Origin of the sequence: Sphingobacterium sp. ML3W (assembly GCF_029542085.1) — a bacterium.
Taxonomy (GTDB): domain Bacteria; phylum Bacteroidota; class Bacteroidia; order Sphingobacteriales; family Sphingobacteriaceae; genus Sphingobacterium.
Window position 1 is genome coordinate 4,530,121 of the sequence record NZ_CP107036.1, and the last position, 21,024, is coordinate 4,551,144.

Genomic DNA, 21,024 nt, shown 5'->3' on the forward strand with positions numbered 1-21,024 from the left:
ACTTCAACCATTGACATTATCTTTATCTCAGGTTCTGAGGAATCTGACTTTGGAGAATAACTTCCTGAGGTATGGGGAGACAAAACCTAGGATCATTAGCAGGTAATACAAAAAGTTTCATCTCCCCATTGACAAGCAAATCGCGCTTCAAGACTATCCCCCTATTATCCAAGGCATTTAATCGTCTAATGTCCATCCATCTCACCCCTCTCATCAGCATCTCTTTCCTCCTTTCATCCAAAATTAAAGCTAACAGTTTATGTTTGTTACTTTCCAATTGAATACCATATGATTTATCCTTCCAGCGATTTGACAGCAGCTGATCCAAATAGTTTGCCGCTTCTTCCATTGCGCCTCTCCTGGTCAAGCATTCAGCTTTAGTCAGATAAAGCTCTGGCGTAGCAAAACCGCCAAAGTAAGATACCGCGGTATTGGCATAATATCCTCTGAATGATATTTGGTTTGATGAATTCACCGAAAAAAACAATGATTTCCTTAAGTCTAAGGCATCGTACATGGCATACAAGTCATTGCTTATAAAGGAATAATCAGGATAAATCAATTGATAGCTTTGTCCAGTTTCGGCATAATATATAAGCTCAGGATTCTTAGTATTAAATGGCTGCGCGCTCTCAGCGGCTACAGTTTTGTAATCCAAAAGATCGTCCGTAATTCTCAGGGCTTTATCGGTAAATGACTCTGCCGAAAGGTAATCACCCATCGCCAGATAAGTTCGCGCCAAGGCCATAAAAGCCGCAGCTTTGCTTGGTCTTGATATGAATTTGCTTCTGTTATCCAGATTATCTGCTGCTTTTTTAAGGTCATCAATAATTTGCTGATAGGTATCATTAAGATTACTACGCTGGATTTTTTCTGCCAAGTCTGCTTCAAATTTTAAGGGCAGGCCAAGTTCCTGTTTTGCCGTAAGCGAATTATAGGGTTGACAAAAAATCTGGGCAAGTAAAAACAGTTGATATCCTCTTATGAAGTGTGCCTCACCATACAGTTCTTGATAAAGTTGTGGGTTAGTATTTGGCACTCTCTCTAACGCGTTCAACACTGCATTCGCCATCATAATAGCTTTATATGGCGTCATCCACGATGCCAAATCCGTTGCATTCACATCTGCGCTCCAAATATAAATCTCCTGCAGATATGGAGGGACGACACCATATTGGTCAGCGGAGACATAATAATCATCTGTCCCTGTTTCCAATAGTCCAGGCAGGTTTCTATTGAGATCACCTTCATTGTCAAGCAGCGCTCTCAGGTCATTCAATGTTTCGGCGACCGAAACCGAATAGTCAGCTTTTTCTTCTAAATATTTACCACATGATATTATGCATAGCATGCATATACTACAAAGAAGTAATCGAGAAATGTAAAATGATTTTTTCATATTAAAATTGCATATTTAATCCAACAGAATATGTTCTGGCAGGAGGCATAAATGAATAGTCCGGATCCAAAGGCGTATTTGCTTTTTTCCAGAGGATACCCATATTATAAGCATTCAGATTCAAGCGTATATTTTTGAGATAGCGCATATTTTTAATTTTTAAATCATAGCTAAACTGCACATCCTGTAAGCGGATTAAATCTCCTCTCAAAATATTCGGTTCAGCATTGGCATAAAAACTATCACGCGAAGAATTAGCCGGATAGATCAAGGATGGAACAGTAGTCTTCAATTCGTCACCAGGCTGCTGCCATCTCAATTCATAATCAGCATGAGTTGCCCAAGAATTAAAAAGATTAGCATACATTATCGTAGATTTTTGAAAATAATGTCCTCCTTTATACAAGATGTTGAATGAGAATCCAAAATCTTTATATTGCAATGCGTGTCTAAATGAACCATAAAATACGGGTAATCCCGTGCCATAATAACGTAGTTCACGATTAGGTACATTTAATAATTTGCTATAATCTTTCGAAGTCTCATTATCCAATATTCCAAGAGGATCACCTGTCAGCCCATCTAGACCTTCAAACTTATAGGCAAAAACAGGGTACAGGCTGTATCCCTCCATAGGGCGATTTGTTGTTCCTGAATTCGATACGAGAGCAGGCGAAGTATACTTGCCACCATTGTACTTATCTACGTTATTCTTATTATATGAAAAAAGGAATTGTCCATTCCATTTAAAATCACCATGTAAAATCTGGCTGCCCAACTGAAAATCAACACCTTTAGAACTCAATTTACCTACATTCCTTTCTAAATTTGTAAAACCATGCGTTGGGTCGATATTATCTGCAGCAAGTAAATCTGTTGAGACCTTCTTATAATATTCGAGGGAAAACGTCAACCTTTGTTTCCACAGCGAGAAAGAGAGCCCGTAATTTGTCTGTTGCACCTGCTCCCATTTTAGCTTCGAATTCGCCAATGAACTGACGCGAGCATAGGGCTGATTAGCAATCCAGTATGAAACTGCCTTTGCGTTAGAAATTAACGGATAAAGAGCAGTATTACCCCCAACATTTCCGCCAAAACCATAGGTGAATGACACCTTCATATTATCCAGGAAAGTTAAATCCGCCAAAAAATGCTCCTTGTTTACGAGCCATGCACCTCCAACAGACCATAATGGATTCCATCGGTTATTGGTTTGTTTACCAAAATTATTAGACGCATCCTGTCTGGCTGAAGCATTTAAGATATAGCGATCCATCAAGGTATAGGCTCCATTAAAATACAAGGAAATAAAACGATTGTTTCTTTTACTAAATTGGTCGAGATAAGGAATATTTTGTAAGCCAAAATAATTCCGATAAGTCTGCAGTGAATTCGAATAGTTAACGGGGCGTGATAACTGTGTATTCGGATCAAAACCATATACACGCGAACCTTTGGTATTTGCCAATCGATCAGAAAGCTCTCCGCCTAGTAGAAACACCAGGTCATGCAGCCCCCATTTTTTGGAATAGTCGACTTGTACCCTTGCCTTATGGCTAGTCATCTGGCCAATATTAAAATCGACAATTTGTCCTTTAGGCAGATTATTTACCAACTTCCCTGCGTCTTGAACCGTAAATTTATTATATAGATCTCTAAAATAATATGCGTTTTCTGTATAGATCGTTTTATTATCGGCCGTTTCATTCTCATAATTATATAATGCCGAAAGCCTCCATCCATTTCCTATTATATAATTAAACTGCATATCAAATGCCATATATTTAGCATCTCTGTCCACCTGAATAGCATCTGCTTCTTGCAAAGGCCTGAAAGTCCAATCCAAGAGGTTTCCATTGCCTACTGTGTCGAGAAATACGGGATTATATTGATAAGCAATCGGCAGCGCTGTGCCATCATCGGTAAACAATGAAGCATAAGGATACAAGTTTGATTTTCCACCGGAGATGCTAATCGGGTAGCTAGGATTATAGCCCCGATTCTTTCCTAAGGTTTTGGTATAAGTAAGACCAGGCGTGATATTGAGCTTTTCCCCTATTTTAAACTGGGTACTCCATCGCAAATTCAATTGATCTGTTTGATTCCCCTTAGCTGCTGGAAGAGTCATTTTATATCCCAATCCAATTCGAGTCAGTGCTTTTTCAGTTCCAAAACTATAGCCCATATTCAATTGATTATTCACTGACATGCGATAGAAGCCATCCAGCAACTGATCTCTATAATCTGTCTTTCGATATTGATCAATGGCTTTGGAAGCCTCTTCCTGAGATATTTCTCCTTTAGCAACACGATTTAACAACAATACAACGGGAGAGAACACAATATTCCTGTTATTTACATTTTGAAGTGACGCTTTATAGAAGCCTTTTTCAAACAACATCATTTCGACATCAATAAAATCGCTGCTATTCATCGTTGGTTGATAAGCAATGTTTGGTTTTTGTGTGAGCGAATAATCCCATGATACATCCAACTTATTAGCAATATTTGGCTTTTTGAGATTAATCACAATGACACCATTACCAGCTCTTGCCCCATAAATAGAGGTTGCTGCTGCATCTTTCAAAATGGAAATTGACGCTACTTCATTTGGGTTTATATTGTTAATATCACCTTCAAAAGGAAAATTATCTACGACAATCAATGGTTTTGATAATATTGAACTGAACGATCCCAATCCGCGGATATTGAGCTGTGCGTTTCCCGACCTATTGTCATACTGAAGGCCGGTAGCAAGTCCTTCCATTTGCTGCAATACACTCCAGGAAGTTCTCTTTGTCAGCAGTTCCCTGTCCAGCTGCACGATACTGCCGGTAGCCCGTTCTTTTGGCAACCATTGATAGCCCGTGTTGACCAATACTTCTTGCAGCACATTCGTCTTATTCTTTAATTTAAACTTCGTACTACCATCAATTTTATAAATCACCGTGTCAAGATGTTGGTATGATTGGTGTTTAATTACAATTGATATAGGAAGAACATTAACAGGTATGCTGAATTGACCATATTGATCCGAACTCGTTATTGAATTATTTTGTTTTGCGAGAATGGTTGCATTGGGAATCACATTTCCCATTTCATCGCTAATAACTCCCTTAAGAATGTCCTGCGCACTTACCCCCAATGGCAAGCAAAAGAACAATACGAAATACCATTTCATAATCGTTCTCCTTCCTCTTTAGATGAAATGGGAAAGCGGGCATCCAACAGGTTCATTCCAGTTATCGTACGTATTGCTCCGTCCTCGTTAATCCACACATACATAGGGTATGCAAATGAATCAAACAGATCATACAGGTAGCTATCATAAATAATAGATTCAAAGTCGTCCATTCCAAAATCCCTGTATCTTTCCATTCTATAGAATTTTTTGAACGCTTCGATATTGTCCCAGTTTGGAAGGTTATTGACCATTATTACGTTTAGACGATCTTTGTATTTTTTTTTCGCTTTTGCGATTTCCTTCTGATCAAGTAAGCAGCTCCTGCAGCCTAAGTACCAAAAATCCAACACTAATATTTTTCCCTTATATTTTTCCAGTGTTGCTGAGACAGTATCTCCATTACGAAAGAAGAGATGTTTGCGAGTCCAAAAGTCCTTAGGCACATCATTGCCTACACGCAACACCACTTTTTTAGGCTTAGGCCCATCGGCCCCGCTGTCCTTGCGGGGCGTTTGAGCCGATAAACTAAACATAGAAACTAAGCATAGGATAGATAGTAGGGCACTATACAGTTTGATTGTCTTCGGATTGGGCAAGACCTCTCCTGCCCCAAAAATATTTCTCATTTTTTAGGTGTTTAAAGAGTGACCAAAACACATCGCTTCCCCTTCCGAGTTAAATCAGTTTTTCCAGGTTCCTAAGCCTTGCTTAGGTCACTCCAGTAAATAATAGAACTATTAATAGGTTCTCAGATGCGGTGCAAGACAGTTACATGTGAATAGATATAGACGATACCGCATAAGTTAGAAAATGAAAAACCGACCTTTCTTATAGAAAATCTATATTTATTTTTTAGAATCTTTGCTTATGATTTGCAAAATCCGTACTTTTAAGCTGCTAAAAATAAAAGAAACAGGGATAGCGCAATTGTCGGGCATTGATCTTGAAAAAAACAGGTCGGTAAAACCAACAATGTTAATGCAATAAGCAGGCCTTACAGGCTTTTTTACGCGCATTCCGGCACCATATGGTATCGGTCATTGTTGATTTTAAGCTCTTTGATACTACCCCGGAGGGCAATATTTATTCTTGATCAACAGGATTACTGCATGCTGCCGACTAGGATACTTGATCTGTCGTTGCGATGATGAACGTGTTCTTGACTCTAGCTGTTTCATAATTTAATAGCTGGGTTATTAAAAAGAGTCTCGTGGGAAAGAAAAGGAAGCTCCTCTAAAATATAGAAGAGGTAAGCTCCACTACTATCCACTGAGCACGGGCACGGCAAAGAGCCTAAACACAGCTTCAAATAGGGAGCTTACCCCTACTTGTTGTAAAGATACAAAAAGTGTGGGGGTGCGCAAACCCTACGTCCCGTGTCATTTGAAATTTGCCGTTTCGTGCTCGAGACTTAATCAGACTAACTGATTGCATAACAAATATACAAAGGTTTAAATTAAAAAACAAGAAAATCCTCGTTTTTAAAAATTAATATGATAAAACTTGATTACAAACTTTACAACACTATTTCATTTCGTTCTTTTTTAAAAGGCTACATAAATGAAAAATATAAAAATCTCCCAGTACTCTCTCAGAAAATGGAGGCCATAGACTGGCTTTTGGAAAAGGAAACTGCAAAATTAACTGCGAAAACTTTTTTTAACGTTATAAGATCCTTAGAGTTAGATTTAAAAACAATTTGCGATCTATTCTTTAAGACGATTCCATCAATCAAACTAAAATCTATTAAATCTTCAAAAAACAAACTAGAAGACTTATTGGGATCCTATTTTAATTCTAAACTAGAACTGGTGACAGCTTCTGGAATTAAGGAAACGACTTTAAACGAATTATTTGATAATAAGTTTGACCGATTATATGCATACGAAGCTTGCGCAATTGCTATATCATTTGGAATTGAACCAGCAGTTCTCTTCGACTATTTCTACGGTGATGGTCCACGTCCAATCATTGGAATCATACCTTCCAAGTAAACTAAGTGATGAATAAACATTAACCAAAAACAAATTTCAAAAACTTTGATATTAAATTTCTTATTACTATATTAGTAATGCCGGTTAAAGTAAAACCAACTCTAACTAAGCCTCCTGAGTTACATCTGGAGGCTTTATTTTAAATCATCCTTGAATTTCAATAAAATACTTTTCATAAAATTAGGTTAATAAAAAAGGTAACTCCCCTATCATCGGGCGATGCAAGGGGAGTTTTTTTATATTAAAGGGCCTATTGATTTAAAACCTAATTGTAATGGGAATAGACTTAAAGGTACTCATGTTAAAAGTTGTATTTTTATATAAAATAACAAGATTGTACTGAGCAGATTGCCATTGTCTGTCGCCGGCAATTTGACTACCCAAGCCATCTTTCTCCGCACCGATAATAATATCGTCACCACTGAGTGCTCCATCGACCAACTTATACGTATTGACTTTAGATGCTGGCCCCAAATCCTTATGCTCCACCTTAGATATAATGATTGCCTTTGTCAAGTCAAGTTTATCTATGGTTTCAGGAAAATAATTCAGCGTTCGTTTGATCAATGCTGTATATAAGATACCATCACCTTGTATCTGCTTAATCTGTGCCCGGGCTGTAAACTTATCCCCTTTTTTGAAAAGTAAGGGGTTTTCGACATAGGTATTCATATAATAGATCATCTCGTCATTTCGGGAGAAAATATCACGGTCTACGATAGGATCGACAGGCATATTAGCCGCATCGAAGATCTGAAAATCATCCTTTAGTTCCAGCTTCGATCCGTTTTCGTCATTTACAATGAAGAAAAAATCAAATTTACCCTCGGGTGCTTCCAATGGAATGGTAAAATGCTTATGTACATTGGCATTTTTTAGTCCTTTAAACTCATTCCATGCAATTTCCATCTTCCATGATGAGGTATAGGTCTCCCCAGCCTTTGGTAAAATCTTGATTTGAACAGATTCGATTTTGTCTCCAGCAAGGAGATCCGCATTAAAATGGAAATCTCGTCCTCTGATCGCCTGCTTATTATTTGCATAACCGATTTCTACATTTTCAGTCTTTGGCTGAGTAACCTCGGGCACTTCCCCATCCTTTTTGCAGGATATAAATAGCCCTGCTGTGAACATAAATGCCAAGATAATTTTTATTGGTCTGATCATATGGTATTGTTTTTTTAAATGCAATATGGTTGCAAATATAATAAATATATAATCAAAAGCAATACAGTTGCATTAATAGAGGCTAATCCGATACCTTAACTTTGATTTGCAGTATCCAAACATTATCACAAAAAAGCGGACGAAATTACTACTATCCGATATTTCTTATCACAAGAAAACACTTTTCTATCCATAATAGATAACTCCTCTTCACATCGACCGATGATAAGGGGGTGTTGACCGCCCCCGCTGAACCTTAATTAGCGAATATTTGTTGATGCTTTGCGTTAAACAGGCGAATAATTTGCATTAACGGCTAGGAATTCTTCACCATTTGGCGAGACATTGTACATTTTTATCTGAAGGCTATTATCAGTAGGTAATGGAATGTCAATTCGCCAACCCCAATCGGGATTATCATGTACTTCATAAGTGCCCCTTAAAGAAATATCTCCCACCTCATTCATTGTACCATAACAGTTCATGATCTTTCGACCCATGCCCCATGAGTCAATCCATGATGCTGTAACTTCGGATTGTTCATTGTTGTTACCCACTAATAGCATCCCTTCTTGCGCCACTCCTTCATGATGCCAATCATAAGTAAGCTTCAAAAATTTGCTATTAGCAACGGCTTTTATAGCTAAGTTTGATATCGAATCAAAGTTAGGATCAGGCAACCAGCTTAGGATCAACCGATGGTTGCCTTTCCAAAGTCCAATGTATTTATTATTTACATCTATTAGCTTCATAATTATTTCCGTTATCTCCAAATTAGCTCCGGAGTATCGCTATTTTTGCTGCCGCATCACATTCCAAAAATTATAATCCAACATGGGTGCTTTTAAAACGCCTACATTGTGCCCAATAGTAACTATTTGCCCGCGATGGTAGGTTGTGTGGATTAATAAATGCTGGAGGTACTCATACTTGGGGAAGTTTGACGAAAACCATTGGGATTCTATTAAATAGGGTTCGCTCATCGCTTCAGTATTTTCCTTTACATACGCCGCCAAAAGCTTTGCCTCATTGACCAAGTTGGCCATTTCTTTTTCGATATCCACCGTTTTGGCGATGTATTCAAAACTTGGTATTGGCGTTTCACGGATCATCGAGGACCAGTACAATTGAGTATCACTAATATGTTTCAGTGTTTTTGCAATGCTACTAAAACTGGATGGACATTCCTTCTGCAACAATTCATGGGAGTAGTTTTTCAGCCAACCGACCAATTGCTCCACAACCCAAACGTTGTATTCAACGCTGTTTGTCATTGATGTATTTAAACTCATGGCATTCTTATTTTTTTAAATCAATAAAACTTACAAATTAGGATGAATTCTACTTTCTTCAAGAAGAAGGGCATTTCTTCAGAAGCTTGGTTATTTCTTCTATTAAATATAGTAAATATTTTGACTTAAAGTTCTACTATTTAGATATTTCCATAGACTGGAAATAAGCAATTGGGAAAGCCACAGCTCTGGCAATTTAATATGCCGCCAGCCAAATTGACAAGCCTCTCTGAAATTATTCCGAACACCGAAAAGTATTCCACAGTCCACCAACTTTGACCATACCCGTGCAGATCTCTCCTGCGGCGAAAACTCATGGAAAATAATGGTATGGTCTGTAAAGCGATACCTTCTCAAATGTATTGCTGCATGCAGCTAAAAATCTTGGAAGACAAACAGCTGTAATCATATCTATAACACAAGTAAAATTTTAGAAAAGTTATAAACATAATTATAACTCTATCTATATTTAACTTTATTTACTTTTACATCAAAATATTGATCTATACTGTACAGGGAGCAATGCAGAACTGCTCTCTGGCGATATTGCGGGAAAATTGAGTGGTCCTTTTATAGAAATAAGTGTCTACAGCCTTACCTATAACGAATTCTTGCAGTTCCAAAATTTGGAAGATTCACAAGGCACGTTGTTAAAATATTTAAAATACGGTGGATTACCTTACTTAAAACATCTGCCTTTAGAGGATGAGATTGTCTTTGAATATTTAAAAAACATCTATTCAACTATTGTATTTCGAGATATTATTAATAGGTATTCCATTAGAAATACCATCTTCTTAGAGCAGCTTGTATTTTTTCTAGCCTCTAACACCGGAAGCCTATTTTCCGCAAAAAAGATTAGCGATTTTTTGAAATCGCAACAGATCAATATGGCTCCAAATCAAGTTCAAGTTTACATCAAGCATTTAATAAATGTCTTTTTAATTCATCAAGTAAAGCGATATGACATTGAAGGAAAACGCCTCTTTGAAATCGGTGAGAAGTATTACTTTGAGAATCTAGGTATTCGTAACGCACTTTGGGGATATCGGCTACAAGACATGGGAAAACTAATGGAAAATATTGTTCACAATCATTTACTGGCTGAAGGTTACACCGTCCAAATTGGTATTTTATCTTCCTATGAAATTGATTTTATCGCGGAAAAAAATGGTGAAAAATTATACCTTCAAGTAGCCCTATCACTTTTGGAGGAAAAAACTATAGAACGGGAATTTGGCAACCTACAAAAAATCAACGATAATTACCCAAAGATGGTCATTACCATGGATTCGTTTACAGGAAACACCATTGACGGAATTTTAGCCGTAGACCTACGAAGTTTTCTAACTAACCGATGGAGAAAATACTGAAGGAAAAATGTTAAAATCGGTACGGTTTTCCATAGCTCTCGAAGTGAATCAATAATTCATTCGGTAAATAAAAAATATATCCAATAATCAGAATCCTTTTGTATCTTTAATAAGCAACTCAATTATTCATCTAATACAAAGAAACATGTTCAAAAGATTATCTTTATTTAGTATTCTGATCTTGGGTATAACCACAAATTCTTTAGCACAGCAAGATTGCCAAGAAATAAAGGCTACATTGGAGAAAACCAAAGCTGAAAATGAATACCTAAAAAACTCATTAAAAATTGGCAAAGCAATCAATGACGTTACGACGGATAATATTCTTTTTAAATTAACAAAAGTCGAAGGGGATTCAAAGGCTCAGACTGTTACATGTACTATTGTTCTGACTACCTCGGCAGCCAACTGGTATATCAATTCAGACGTTAGGTCAATTATAGATATTGATGGCAATGAATATCGTTTAAAATCATTCACCAATGGTGCTTCAGATTACCTAACAGCCATTCAACTGAATACGGATGTACCTATAAAATGCACCTATACGTTCGAAGGGATACTTCCGGCCGTGAAAATGATCAAATTATTTAAATTCGGTTATTCGCATTCGGCGGGAGAACCCTATTTTGTAGACTTTAAAGATATTTCAATTGACTGGAAATAACCGATCACGAAAGTCATATACTGAGGTTTAGGCTTTCCATTTATCAATGCAAAATGATGTTTTAGACATCGTGTCGAATAATAAAACAGAGCTATTCAGAACAACGAAAGTTGTCCCATAATCCATTTAGCTTTGTCCACACAAGAGCAGTTCGCTGCTGGGGTGAAAACTGATGAAAAATAATTGTGTGGCCACTACCGGGACACTTTCTCACATGTATTGTTGACTGTAATGTGATAGGCTGCTTGCCCATATAGTCCACCATTTGAATTGTACCGATAAAGGTCAATTCATCTTCTCCCTGAGGCTGGGCTAATTTCTTGAATTTTGCCTTGGTTTTCTTGATCAGCTCCTTTGGCAGGGCGCGCTTTTCTATGTTACGATGCACAAGTCCATCGAAATACATAGACAGATTATTTTCAATTGTTTTTGAATCGAGTACCTGCTGGCCTTCTACATACCACAAGAAAGCATAAGACCAGTACTCATCACTCTGAGGCTTGCTCCATCCGGTCGTAAAGCGAACATCTTCTACACCTTTATAGGGAATTTTAGCTGCAAAGTCTACGGGTATCGTAAACCGCTCTATTCCCCATCCATCAAGGCTAAGATCATAAGGAGCTCGCCAAGCTACTGGATCGAATTTTTCTTGTGCTTGTAGGCCTAAATTGATGGCCAAAGCAAAAATTAATAAAAAGAAACGCCTTATCATAATTGACTCATTTATTGCCGGTTATGCTAAGGTAACAATAAATATTTATCCGAGCGTGGATAATTTTACAAAACCAAAAAATAAAAGCATTATATACTCTTTCTCCAAAAATTCAGCAAGCCATTACATGCTGTGTACTCCATATTGAAGCTTAATGGAATCTCGTCCCATCCACTCCAATAGGTAACCACCCTCGTTCCGATAGGCATTTTTTGGAGCTGGTCTCGGAGGTACTTTGTGTAAGTATAATAGAGGTCCCTATTGGGAAGTATTGAATTATCGATTGGGCAGGATTGATCCAGGTTCTCATAAAAAGAATTATAGAAATAGAATGCATCGTAGTCTTCGAAAGAGACCTGATCAATATTAGCATGAATGAATTCCACGTTTTGTATATCATGCTTTTTGGCCAGATTGTTGGAAATGCGGACGAGCGATTCCCGTTGTTCGACACCATAGAATCTACCATTTGTGCAGGCTGCCCCCACTAAACAAAATTTGCCGGCACCAGCACCGATATCCAACACTTTGTCATTTGAGCTTTCAACTAAATATTGTGAAGCCATCTTAGCCACATCCACAGGAGTCCAATGACGTGCTGCAAGCTCTCTAATTTTTGGAGAATAAAGACCGTTGAATGTACCGTCATCTACATCCACGTCGGATCGCAATAATTTAAAAACCATTTGTTTCGTTTGTAAGGATTAAATAGCCCCAGCTGAAGAGCAAGGGAACAATCATAGTTGCCTAAGAAAGTGTATTTTGCCCGATTTAGGGTCTATTTCTACGAGTATCTTTCGATGGTTTTCATATTCGTAGATATACCAATTGGGATGTTCAGGATCTCCAGCTGAATATGTACTTAATACTTGGTCGTGGTTTGATGTTGATATTTCTAGTGGATTATTATCCATTCTGGGCATTCATATTAGTGTCCTCTAATTTACGATTTTCTGTTTTATTGTGCAATAGTACCTAGCGTTCATCTAAAACTAAAGACTTTAAACTTAACACAAATGCTTGGTCTATTTTTTATTTATCCAATGTTTCATAAACAGAGTTCTGGGAGCGATACTCAGGTACAATATCTTTAATCAGCTGTACCAAGCGCATTTTATCTTGGTTTGGATCAGCTGCTTTCGCAAGTGTACATAATTGTTCCACGCGTGCTTTCTGCAATGTTAAGTCCGGAGTATTAACCTTAGCGATCATAATCTTTTCATGATAGGTCTTCTCCGTATTCTCGCCATTGGCCAAAAGCTCTTCAAAGATTTTTTCCCCAGGGCGCAGACCAACAACTTTAATATCAATATCTTCGGGATAATTATATCCTTTGAGTCGGATCATCTGCTTAGCCAATTCCATAATCTTAACAGGTTCTCCCATATCAAAAACAAATATTTCACCGCCTTTGCCCATAACAGCCGCTTCCTGCACCAACTGACAAGCCTCAGGTATGGTCATAAAATAGCGCGTTATATTTTCATCTGTAATGGTGAGCGGTCCCCCTTTGAGCATCTGTTTTTCAAACAACGGGATTACTGAACCATTAGACCCTAATACATTACCAAAACGGGTTACAATAAAATTCGTCTTCGAGTTGATATTGACCGTCGATATCGCAATTTCGGCAACACGCTTAGTCGCACCCATGACGTTTGTAGGGTTTACTGCTTTATCGGTAGAGACCATCACGAATTTGGATACATGGTATTTATCGGCCAACGTTGCTACATTGTAAGATCCCCAGACATTCGTTAAAATTGATTCGTAAGGATTTGCCTCCATTAAGGGCACGTGCTTATAAGCCGCTGCATGGAAAACATAGGTAGGTCTATAAAATTGGAACAAGGTATCCATAAAAGATTCATCCCGAACATTCCCCACTATAAAGGTACAACGGGGAAAATGAATGCTGTTACTCAGTTCCTGTTGAATATCATATAAAGCGGATTCAGCCTGATCCACCACGATAAGTTGTTTTAGGTCAGTATGGGCTAGCTGCCGCACCAGTTCACCACCTATCGAACCGGCACCTCCGGTTACTAGTACGATTTGCCCTTTCATCTCCGATGCAATCGCAGGATTATCCAAGTCGATCGCCTTACGTCCCAATAAATCTTCAATGCGTAAGCTCCGGATCTGTCTGGTTGCAACTTCTCCCGCCAAGAGCCTGGCCGTATCCGGAATAATCTTAACAATTAATGGAATCGGTTCGGCGAGTTTAAACACTTTATTTAGGCGCTCTGGTTTACGGTCATCCACCGCAATAATAATTTCGGAGGCATTTCCGTACCGTTGTACAAAGGTTTTATTTAACGCATTAATGTCATGAATTTTAAAGCCCTGGATTCGGTTACCGATCCGATGCGGATTATCATCCATAATAGCAACAATACGGTATTTATTACGCGACGTGGTATGGATAAAGTGAAACGTGGTATTCCCCATATTCCCAGCACCAAAAAGGATAACAGGAATACGGTTATCTTTATTGCCCCACATCAGTTCGTGGTACAAGGCACGATAAAGCACACGGCTGAAGGTCATGCCGAAGCCAGCTATTAATGCATGAAAAAGAAGCTGTGTATCCGAAAAAGGGAGTATATCATCATAGGTGGGTGACCACCATTCTATTACTTTACAGATGAAAACAGCGGAAAAATATGCCAGGACAATAGCTAGGACAATACGTTGTAATTCACGGATCCCAGTCTTATGAACGACTCCTTTAAATGTGCCGAAAATACAAAACCAGATTAAATAAACTAAGGAGACAAGTAGTGCCTGCCTGGCCATGTCACCAAATTCTACCCCACCCCTATGTTTGAATATAAGAATATAACTGATAAAAAAAGCTGTAGCGACAATAATCATGTCCAACAGCAAAATTATCCAACGAGGCTTGTTAATGGACAAGCCCTCTTTCCATAAATTACTCATTTAAACTATATATAGAATATTATATACTTTAATCGCATTTTGCGATTAAAAAGTATCCCTTTCACTAATTAAATATTTTAAAAATATCCTTTGTGCTATATCAGTACATTTATCGTACCTAAAATAGTCCTGGTAGTTACATATTTTCAAAAAATTATGCGTCCGCGAAATTACTAAATTAAAAGATTAATAAATGACAAATAAACCTGCTTAATACGGATGTCAACTTTGTACTTTTATATAATAAATTACTATTATTCACTTCAATCTGGAACTTCAATTCCCTAGGAGTACCGCTCAAAATCACTATCTTTGGACAAATTGTTTTTGCGAAGATCTAAATGGACAATCAACTAAGGGATATATTTTTTCAATTACTGCGGATCGGTTTATGGGGGGAGGGAGCTTTATATTTAAAACAACCATTGACGATAGAAGATTGGAGTAAAATCCATCGTTATGCCATCAACCATACAATAGAAGGTTTAATTTATGATAGTTTTGCATTACTAGAGGAAAGCCAGCTTCCACCACAGTCATTGCGATTAAAATGGGCTGTGCGTGTAGATCATATCGAAAGGCATAATGCAAAAATGGATCGTGTCATCGCAGAACTATTTACCGCTTTTAGTGCATATAACATTCGTCCTATATTACAAAAAGGACAGGGGGTCGCGTCCTATTACCGAGTGCCCAATCATCGGATTAGCGGGGATATTGATTTCTGCTTCGAAGATGACGGTTATGCAAAAGCAAGAAACTATTTAAAAGAAAATCAGCTAAAATTTCAGGATACAGCTGGCTTTAGTTTAGACTATAATTACAAAGGTATTCACATCGAGCACCATAAAAGAACGTTTGATTTTCGTAGTCCACTAAAAAGAAGGTACCTCAATAGACTTTTGGGAGAATATAAGTCAAAGCAGCAAATCCTATCCATAAATGATGTACCAGTGCGATTATTAGCTCCAGAGCTACAATTGCTCCAGGTTAACATTCATATCTTAAAGCATCTAATTACCTATGGAATAGGCTTACGTCAATTCTGTGATTCCGCCAGGCTTTATTTTGTCGTATCCGACCAGATAAACAAAGTAGCGCTGCAAGAAATTTATAAGAAAACTGGCATTCTAAAATGGATCCATCTTTTACATAAAGTTTTAGTTGAAAACCTAGGCCTTCCCAAAAGTAAACTACCCTTTCCTTATCCCGAAAATCTTGAAACCGACTGGATGCTCGACGAAGTTTGGTATTCCGGAAATTTTGGGTTTAATGATGAACGTTTTGCGAGCAGCAAGTCGCCCAGAGTCTTTGCTCGTCCAGATTCACCCAAACGTCTATGGCAAAATTTCAAACGGTATGTCAAGTATGCTCCAGAAGAAGCCATTGCTTTTCCACTCATACATACATATTCAAAATTTTTAGGTAAAGATAGCGATTAGCTTTCGGAGGGTTTGTTTCACGGTGCAAAAAAGCGTACTCCTCTTTCTGTAGGAAAATACGCTTTTAAAATGATAACGATATTAAAAATCTAAGTAGATACTCTCGTCTACTACTTTCTTTACCCGCCACAAGCGTTGTGGATAATGTCCCGCATCGATCAACCGCTTAATGCTCTCTTGTACCTGTTCTTTGTCTTCCCTATAAGTTACCCCAAACCACTTCGCACCTGTAGGTAATACAGAAAAATTAGCTAAACCTTGCTTTACCATATAATCCGGCAAATCGGGAATAAAGAATTCGGCTTTTGGATTTCCATAGTTCTGCTCAACAAAAATGGGAAATAATGTACGTGCCACCTCAAATATCTTCGGTGTAAATCCCCAAAAGTTCATTGAAACTCGCGTCTTAGAAGGCAATACAGTTTCTTGCTCTTGCTGTACATACAAGATATGTTCATTCTTACGATAAATATTTGTTCGTTCGGTCACACTCTGTAAATGGTCTGTTTCATTCACTTCACATACACCACGGGACACATAACCAAAGTCAGACAAGGTATTTCCCACTTCAAACCCAACCAAAGCCATTTCTTGATCACTGGCTCTTTCATTGAGGAAATCTGCCATCTTTTGAAATGCATCATAACCATAAAAATCATCGGCATTGATGACACAAAATGGACGATCCACTGCTTCCTCGGCACTCATTACCGCGTGTCCTGTACCCCAAGGTTTCTGACGCTCAACTATACGTTCCACACCAAACTTACTTAAATCAAAGTTTTGGTACACATAATCCACTTCGACTGTATCGGGCAACTTATCACCAACATTATTCTTCATCACTTCCGTGAACTCTTCGCGAATGACAAAAACCACCTTGCCGAAACCAGCACGTATTGCATCATAAATAGAATAGTCGATGATTTTTTCCCCAAATGGGCCAAAACTTTCGACCTGTTTTGCGGAACCGTAACGGCTTGCCATCCCGGCAGCCAAGATGACCAAAATTGGCTTTTGATCCGTTTGTATATCCCTCATTTTTTCTGTTAGTTTAAATTGATTTTTTGATAAAAAAGAGTTACCTCAGTTGTACTGATCAACTTATTGACAATGTTTATACCAATTCCATTTTCCCGGTATTAATAAATCATGAAATTTAAACGAAGAAAGCGAGTTAGCCTATCGGATAGACCTAACTCGCTTTCAATACCTAATTCTTTGCTTTAGAGCTTTTCTTCAGTCTCTTTAGTATTTCCCGAACTCTCAGTTTTTCCCTCTTCATGCTGTTCTAGCTTCGATTGCCTTTCTTTCGATTCGTTCTGGTTGGATTGACTTCCTTCCAGTTCCTCGGCTTTAACACCCTTTGGATTGCTCCATAATTTCTTTTTATAAGCGTCCAACTTCTCCTCTACTTTCCTACCATCTAATAATTGTCCACCATTCTCAGATTCTTTTAAATTCTGCAACATCCCCGGTGATGATTCGCGCACAATTGTACTAGCAAATTTATTCTGTACAAAGAAATCATCCATGGTCATATCATAGAGCCCTTTATCCGGATCGGAAATATCCACCTGTACAAGGCTGTAACGCAATTGAGGGAAATACAGCCAAAAAGCAGGGGTTGCCCCTACAGATTCAGCTAATTCCGCAGATGTGGTAATATTCATTAATGGGGCAACACCAATAATCCGCGTCTCTAGTCTGCTCCGTTGTTTATCAAAAAAGATATCTTCCTTCACTCGAAATTTAGTCACCCGACTTGGATCAAATTCGTTGAGTGCCATCTTAGAATCGATCTGGTTTCCTTCACCATCGAAGATCGGAACCAATACACTATCCGCAAATCGGGCCATTCCCTCTTGTGCACTTAAACGACCTTTGAAAGAATCATCATCGGGACTGTAAAGGGAAAGCTTCCCTTTTTCAATCGCTTTCATTACCACTTCGATCAGGGAGTTTCCGGGGATAGCTAAGATGTAGTTCTTTTCATCCTTTAGATCAATATCACGCCATACACGTTTGTAGAAACGGATATTTTTTTTGTTCACCTCAGGATAAGCAAAAGGCACAGCATCTTCCATACTGTTTGCCTGATAAAATCCATCTGTTGTGGGAATGGTATCAGGATTCACCTCCCCCGAAACCACTGGCACCGCTGACATGATATTATTTAAGGTATCCTGTTTCCTAGGAACTGTATCTATTGTTGTTTCTTGCTGAGCGAACAATGATCCAGTTATCAATGCCATGGTAACTGTTATTATTGTTTTCATCTTTTCCATTATCAATTTTATAATTTACAGTCTGAATTAATACTTACGTGTTTTACTTTGTACTGTAGGCATCTCGAATGCAGACATCACACAACGGAAACCAATATAAGAATGCGGTTCGTAATCCACCGAGTAATTCCGTGTCTCGCTATTCAACTGCTCGCCGTTGTCTTTCCATGAACCGCCACGTACAACTTTCCGTTTAAGTGCATCACCATCTTTTGCATCTGCATCATATAGCAATGCCGGATTAAGATCATTGACAAATACCACCGCAGATGGGCTGTATGCATCCAGCGTCCACTCCGAAACATTTCCAGCCATATTGTACACACCAAAAGCATTAGGCATGTACGATTTAACAGGTAAGGTGAATGTCGCGCCATCGCGGGAGTACGTACCATCCCCCTGTTTAAAGTTGACGGCCAATTTCTTTTTACCTTCCGTACCATCAATTGTCATTCGGGAACCGGCAATTGTATCCTGTGGATCCAGTTTACCAGAAGCCGCATATTGCCATTGTGCCTCAGTAGGTAAGCTTAAGCTTAGCTGATAACCGTTCAGGTAAGAGTTTTTCAAGACTGTTGAAGCCATTTCGCTTGCACGCCAGTCTGTGAATGCCCGCGCCTGCCGCCATGTCACACCTACAACAGGATAATAGTCAAAAGAAGGATGCGTAAAATAATTTGCATCTAAGGAGGCTAATTGCGCATTTGGAAAATCTTTTGTCCAGATATCTTCCACCGGCATTACCACAACAGAATCCGTCACATAGGCTTTTTTCATATTGCCTTTAGACTGTAAGTAGGAGAAGCGATATTTAATTACCTCCGGATTGAGTGCACGGCGGTTACCACGCATTTCCAACATTGGGGCTATGCGTTCTTGGATACTGGGATCGTTACTTTTCCATAAAGGAGATACTTTTTTAACCTTTGCCCAGTTAATTCTTCGCTGCCCCACCTGTTCACCTGCGATCTCCAAAAAGTACTGATCATCTTGCAGGTAATCCGTTACAGCAACTGAATCTGCTACCCAGTTAACAAACTCACGATATTGTTTGTTTGTTACTTCAGCTTCATCAATAAAAAATGCACTTACACTTACATTTTTACCGACATTGCCGCTATCAAGTGAGCCTTTAAAAAGTATAGTCCCTGAAGGAACATAAACCATACCCGGAGGCGCTGGGAGCTTACCCCCTCGAAAAGCATTTACTTTAGGTGCTTTGTAGATTGCTGAGTTCGATTTACAGGCAGAGAAACCGATTAAAAGTGCCAAAGCACCAAAACCCAACAGCCGATTTTTATAGATCTGTTTTATTATCGTTATCATTATTCGTTAATTAAATTAGGTTGTTCGATTTACTTATTTCCGATTGAAAAGCGCATATTTAAGCCCTAGGGATACGAAACCATATTGATCATTACTTTTGTTCTTTATGCCATCAAGATTATCATTGGTTGTTATCGTATGCTGGTAGTTGACGTTGATTGCCCATTGTGGACCATATAGCGTACGCCCGAATGGAATATCAACACCTACATTGACGGGAACGACAAAATGGATTTCACCTAAATCATCCGCTAGTCCACCACCTTGATTGGTAATTGCATCAACATACATGGGATCAATATTACGTTTAATGCGATTTTTCACTAAGCCTGCGCCGGCACCGACATAGACATTGGAAAGAATACGTGAAAGTGTGTTGGCCTGTAAAGTGTAATAACTGTAGTTGTCGGCATGTCCCATAAACTGGCCTAAACGAACTTTACCATTTAGATTTCCTGCGAAATATCGATTTTCAAAATCACTATTATAGCCATTACCACTCAATGTTCCTTTTTCACCGTGCAGACCAACTGATATAAAGGGATTAATTAAGTAATCTGCTTCGCCATAAAAAGCGAATTTAGCCTCTACATTAGCCAGGTCTGTTAAATTATATGCAACACCTGCACCTGCTCCCACACTAACGGGCCGTGAAAACTGTGCTGATACGGATCCTATCATAAAACCAAAAATCCCTACTGCCGTACATAATAGTTTTTTTCTCATAGTGAGTTGATTAGTATTAAAAATATTACAATCTTAACGGATTGATTCAATAATTATTATAAAATAGAACCCCAAGTCGAGTATTCGACTTGGGGTTAAACAACAATAAGGCCAAAATTAGCAAATCAGGCACTTGCCCAATATTTTTTAGCTTGGCATATCAGCTATTATAAAAAAAACTCCGAAAATTGTAAATTCTAAATAGCACAAAAATTAGATATTAAGTCCTAATGTCAATAACAGCTGTTGACCTTGAGTCAATCGTCGAGAGGTGCTAATTTTATTTATTATCTTAAGCTGGGCTATTTCGAATACATATGCATTGAGCGCCCTATTAAATAAAAATAATTGATATCATACCCCAATTGCTCAAAAAATTATTTACTTTTAAAACGAAATGACTAGACTACATAACCTTGATTATTTAAGGGGCATTTGTGCTTTTTTTATAATGATTTACCATTATTCAAATATGGTAGCTCCTATTCCTGACTATAGTATACTGAGCAAA

Annotated in this window: 17 protein-coding genes; 4 read left to right on the plus strand and 13 right to left on the minus strand. The window is 38.3% G+C overall.

What is annotated here, in order from left to right:
* Nucleotides 1-22: 22 nt before the first annotated feature.
* Genes OGI71_RS19150 through OGI71_RS19160 form a run of 3 tightly spaced genes read right to left on the minus strand, consistent with a single transcriptional unit; the run spans nt 23 to nt 5,209 of the window.
* The gene (locus OGI71_RS19150; RefSeq protein ID WP_282251121.1) at nt 23-1,351 is read right to left on the minus strand and encodes a RagB/SusD family nutrient uptake outer membrane protein; all 1,329 of its coding nucleotides are present in this window, start codon (nt 1,349-1,351) and stop codon (nt 23-25) included.
* A 49-nt stretch (nt 1,352-1,400) separates the two neighbouring features.
* On the minus strand, nt 1,401-4,580 hold the full coding sequence (locus tag OGI71_RS19155; RefSeq protein WP_282251123.1) for a SusC/RagA family TonB-linked outer membrane protein: 3,180 nt from the start codon (nt 4,578-4,580) through the stop codon (nt 1,401-1,403).
* Nucleotides 4,577-5,209: a hypothetical protein gene (locus tag OGI71_RS19160; RefSeq protein WP_282251125.1), complete on the minus strand. Its 633-nt coding sequence runs from the start codon at nt 5,207-5,209 to the stop codon at nt 4,577-4,579. Before OGI71_RS19160 ends, OGI71_RS19155 begins: the two co-directional genes overlap by 4 nt.
* An 867-nt stretch (nt 5,210-6,076) precedes the next feature.
* Between OGI71_RS19160 and OGI71_RS19165 the strand changes: the two genes are divergently transcribed.
* Nucleotides 6,077-6,577, plus strand: coding sequence for a hypothetical protein (locus OGI71_RS19165; RefSeq protein WP_282251127.1), 501 nt, complete (start codon nt 6,077-6,079; stop codon nt 6,575-6,577).
* A gap of 258 nt (nt 6,578-6,835) precedes the next feature.
* On the opposite strand, the gene OGI71_RS19170 is transcribed toward OGI71_RS19165, so the two are convergent.
* The 3 genes from OGI71_RS19170 to OGI71_RS19180 all read right to left on the minus strand — a co-directional run bounded on the left by OGI71_RS19170 (nt 6,836) and on the right by OGI71_RS19180 (nt 9,036).
* Nucleotides 6,836-7,744 (minus strand): DUF4625 domain-containing protein, encoded by a 909-nt coding sequence (locus OGI71_RS19170; RefSeq protein ID WP_282251128.1) that lies wholly within the window; start codon nt 7,742-7,744, stop codon nt 6,836-6,838.
* 287 nt (nt 7,745-8,031) lie between these two features.
* Nucleotides 8,032-8,496 (minus strand): DUF1579 family protein, encoded by a 465-nt coding sequence (locus tag OGI71_RS19175; RefSeq protein ID WP_282251129.1) that lies wholly within the window; start codon nt 8,494-8,496, stop codon nt 8,032-8,034.
* A 39-nt stretch (nt 8,497-8,535) separates the two neighbouring features.
* Nucleotides 8,536-9,036 (minus strand): DinB family protein, encoded by a 501-nt coding sequence (locus OGI71_RS19180; protein ID WP_282251130.1) that lies wholly within the window; start codon nt 9,034-9,036, stop codon nt 8,536-8,538.
* 626 nt (nt 9,037-9,662) lie between these two features.
* Between OGI71_RS19180 and OGI71_RS19185 the strand changes: the two genes are divergently transcribed.
* On the plus strand, nt 9,663-10,409 hold the full coding sequence (locus tag OGI71_RS19185; RefSeq protein WP_282251131.1) for a DUF4143 domain-containing protein: 747 nt from the start codon (nt 9,663-9,665) through the stop codon (nt 10,407-10,409).
* A 145-nt stretch (nt 10,410-10,554) separates the two neighbouring features.
* Complete coding sequence (locus OGI71_RS19190) at nt 10,555-11,076, plus strand: hypothetical protein (protein ID WP_282251132.1); 522 nt, start codon at nt 10,555-10,557, stop codon at nt 11,074-11,076.
* Nucleotides 11,077-11,167: 91 nt separating this feature from the next.
* Here OGI71_RS19190 and OGI71_RS19195 read toward each other — a convergent pair whose 3' ends face one another.
* From OGI71_RS19195 to OGI71_RS19205, 3 genes are all read right to left on the minus strand, one after another.
* Nucleotides 11,168-11,788, minus strand: coding sequence for a hypothetical protein (locus OGI71_RS19195; protein ID WP_282251133.1), 621 nt, complete (start codon nt 11,786-11,788; stop codon nt 11,168-11,170).
* An 89-nt stretch (nt 11,789-11,877) separates the two neighbouring features.
* Nucleotides 11,878-12,474, minus strand: a complete 597-nt coding sequence (locus OGI71_RS19200) for a methyltransferase domain-containing protein (RefSeq protein ID WP_282251134.1) — start codon at nt 12,472-12,474, stop codon at nt 11,878-11,880.
* Nucleotides 12,475-12,820: 346 nt separating this feature from the next.
* Nucleotides 12,821-14,731, minus strand: coding sequence for a nucleoside-diphosphate sugar epimerase/dehydratase (locus tag OGI71_RS19205; RefSeq protein WP_282251135.1), 1,911 nt, complete (start codon nt 14,729-14,731; stop codon nt 12,821-12,823).
* 341 nt (nt 14,732-15,072) lie between these two features.
* Between OGI71_RS19205 and OGI71_RS19210 the strand changes: the two genes are divergently transcribed.
* Nucleotides 15,073-16,173 carry a nucleotidyltransferase family protein gene (locus tag OGI71_RS19210; RefSeq protein ID WP_282251136.1) on the plus strand — a complete coding sequence of 367 codons (1,101 nt, stop codon included), beginning with the start codon at nt 15,073-15,075 and terminating at the stop codon, nt 16,171-16,173.
* An 81-nt stretch (nt 16,174-16,254) separates the two neighbouring features.
* On the opposite strand, the gene OGI71_RS19215 is transcribed toward OGI71_RS19210, so the two are convergent.
* From OGI71_RS19215 to OGI71_RS19230, 4 genes are all read right to left on the minus strand, one after another.
* Complete coding sequence (locus tag OGI71_RS19215) at nt 16,255-17,214, minus strand: sugar phosphate nucleotidyltransferase (protein WP_282251137.1); 960 nt, start codon at nt 17,212-17,214, stop codon at nt 16,255-16,257.
* A 185-nt stretch (nt 17,215-17,399) separates the two neighbouring features.
* Entirely contained in the window at nt 17,400-18,452 is a 1,053-nt protein-coding gene (gldN, locus tag OGI71_RS19220) for a gliding motility protein GldN (protein ID WP_282251138.1), read from the minus strand.
* 36 nt (nt 18,453-18,488) lie between these two features.
* On the minus strand, nt 18,489-19,787 hold the full coding sequence (locus tag OGI71_RS19225; protein WP_282251140.1) for an SUMF1/EgtB/PvdO family nonheme iron enzyme: 1,299 nt from the start codon (nt 19,785-19,787) through the stop codon (nt 18,489-18,491).
* Between the two features lie 33 nt (nt 19,788-19,820).
* Nucleotides 19,821-20,513, minus strand: coding sequence for an outer membrane beta-barrel protein (locus OGI71_RS19230; RefSeq protein WP_282251141.1), 693 nt, complete (start codon nt 20,511-20,513; stop codon nt 19,821-19,823).
* Nucleotides 20,514-21,024 lie beyond the last annotated feature (511 nt).

What these genes read in the sequence shown, in the direction of transcription:
- OGI71_RS19165 (WP_282251127.1), top strand. Translation starts at nt 6,077, where the DNA reads ATGATAAAACTTGATTACAAACTTTACAACACTATTTCATTTCGTTCT.
- OGI71_RS19175 (WP_282251129.1), bottom strand. Translation starts at nt 8,496, where the DNA reads ATGAAGCTAATAGATGTAAATAATAAATACATTGGACTTTGGAAAGGC.
- gldN (WP_282251138.1), bottom strand. Translation starts at nt 18,452, where the DNA reads ATGAAAACAATAATAACAGTTACCATGGCATTGATAACTGGATCATTG.
- OGI71_RS19195 (WP_282251133.1), bottom strand. Translation starts at nt 11,788, where the DNA reads ATGATAAGGCGTTTCTTTTTATTAATTTTTGCTTTGGCCATCAATTTA.
- OGI71_RS19215 (WP_282251137.1), bottom strand. Translation starts at nt 17,214, where the DNA reads ATGAGGGATATACAAACGGATCAAAAGCCAATTTTGGTCATCTTGGCT.
- OGI71_RS19210 (WP_282251136.1), top strand. Translation starts at nt 15,073, where the DNA reads ATGGACAATCAACTAAGGGATATATTTTTTCAATTACTGCGGATCGGT.
- OGI71_RS19225 (WP_282251140.1), bottom strand. Translation starts at nt 19,787, where the DNA reads ATGATAACGATAATAAAACAGATCTATAAAAATCGGCTGTTGGGTTTT.
- OGI71_RS19230 (WP_282251141.1), bottom strand. Translation starts at nt 20,513, where the DNA reads ATGAGAAAAAAACTATTATGTACGGCAGTAGGGATTTTTGGTTTTATG.
- OGI71_RS19190 (WP_282251132.1), top strand. Translation starts at nt 10,555, where the DNA reads ATGTTCAAAAGATTATCTTTATTTAGTATTCTGATCTTGGGTATAACC.
- OGI71_RS19150 (WP_282251121.1), bottom strand. Translation starts at nt 1,351, where the DNA reads ATGCTATGCATAATATCATGTGGTAAATATTTAGAAGAAAAAGCTGAC.
- OGI71_RS19170 (WP_282251128.1), bottom strand. Translation starts at nt 7,744, where the DNA reads ATGATCAGACCAATAAAAATTATCTTGGCATTTATGTTCACAGCAGGG.
- OGI71_RS19180 (WP_282251130.1), bottom strand. Translation starts at nt 9,036, where the DNA reads ATGAGTTTAAATACATCAATGACAAACAGCGTTGAATACAACGTTTGG.
- OGI71_RS19200 (WP_282251134.1), bottom strand. Translation starts at nt 12,474, where the DNA reads ATGGTTTTTAAATTATTGCGATCCGACGTGGATGTAGATGACGGTACA.
- OGI71_RS19205 (WP_282251135.1), bottom strand. Translation starts at nt 14,731, where the DNA reads ATGAGTAATTTATGGAAAGAGGGCTTGTCCATTAACAAGCCTCGTTGG.
- OGI71_RS19155 (WP_282251123.1), bottom strand. Translation starts at nt 4,580, where the DNA reads ATGAAATGGTATTTCGTATTGTTCTTTTGCTTGCCATTGGGGGTAAGT.
- OGI71_RS19160 (WP_282251125.1), bottom strand. Translation starts at nt 5,209, where the DNA reads ATGAGAAATATTTTTGGGGCAGGAGAGGTCTTGCCCAATCCGAAGACA.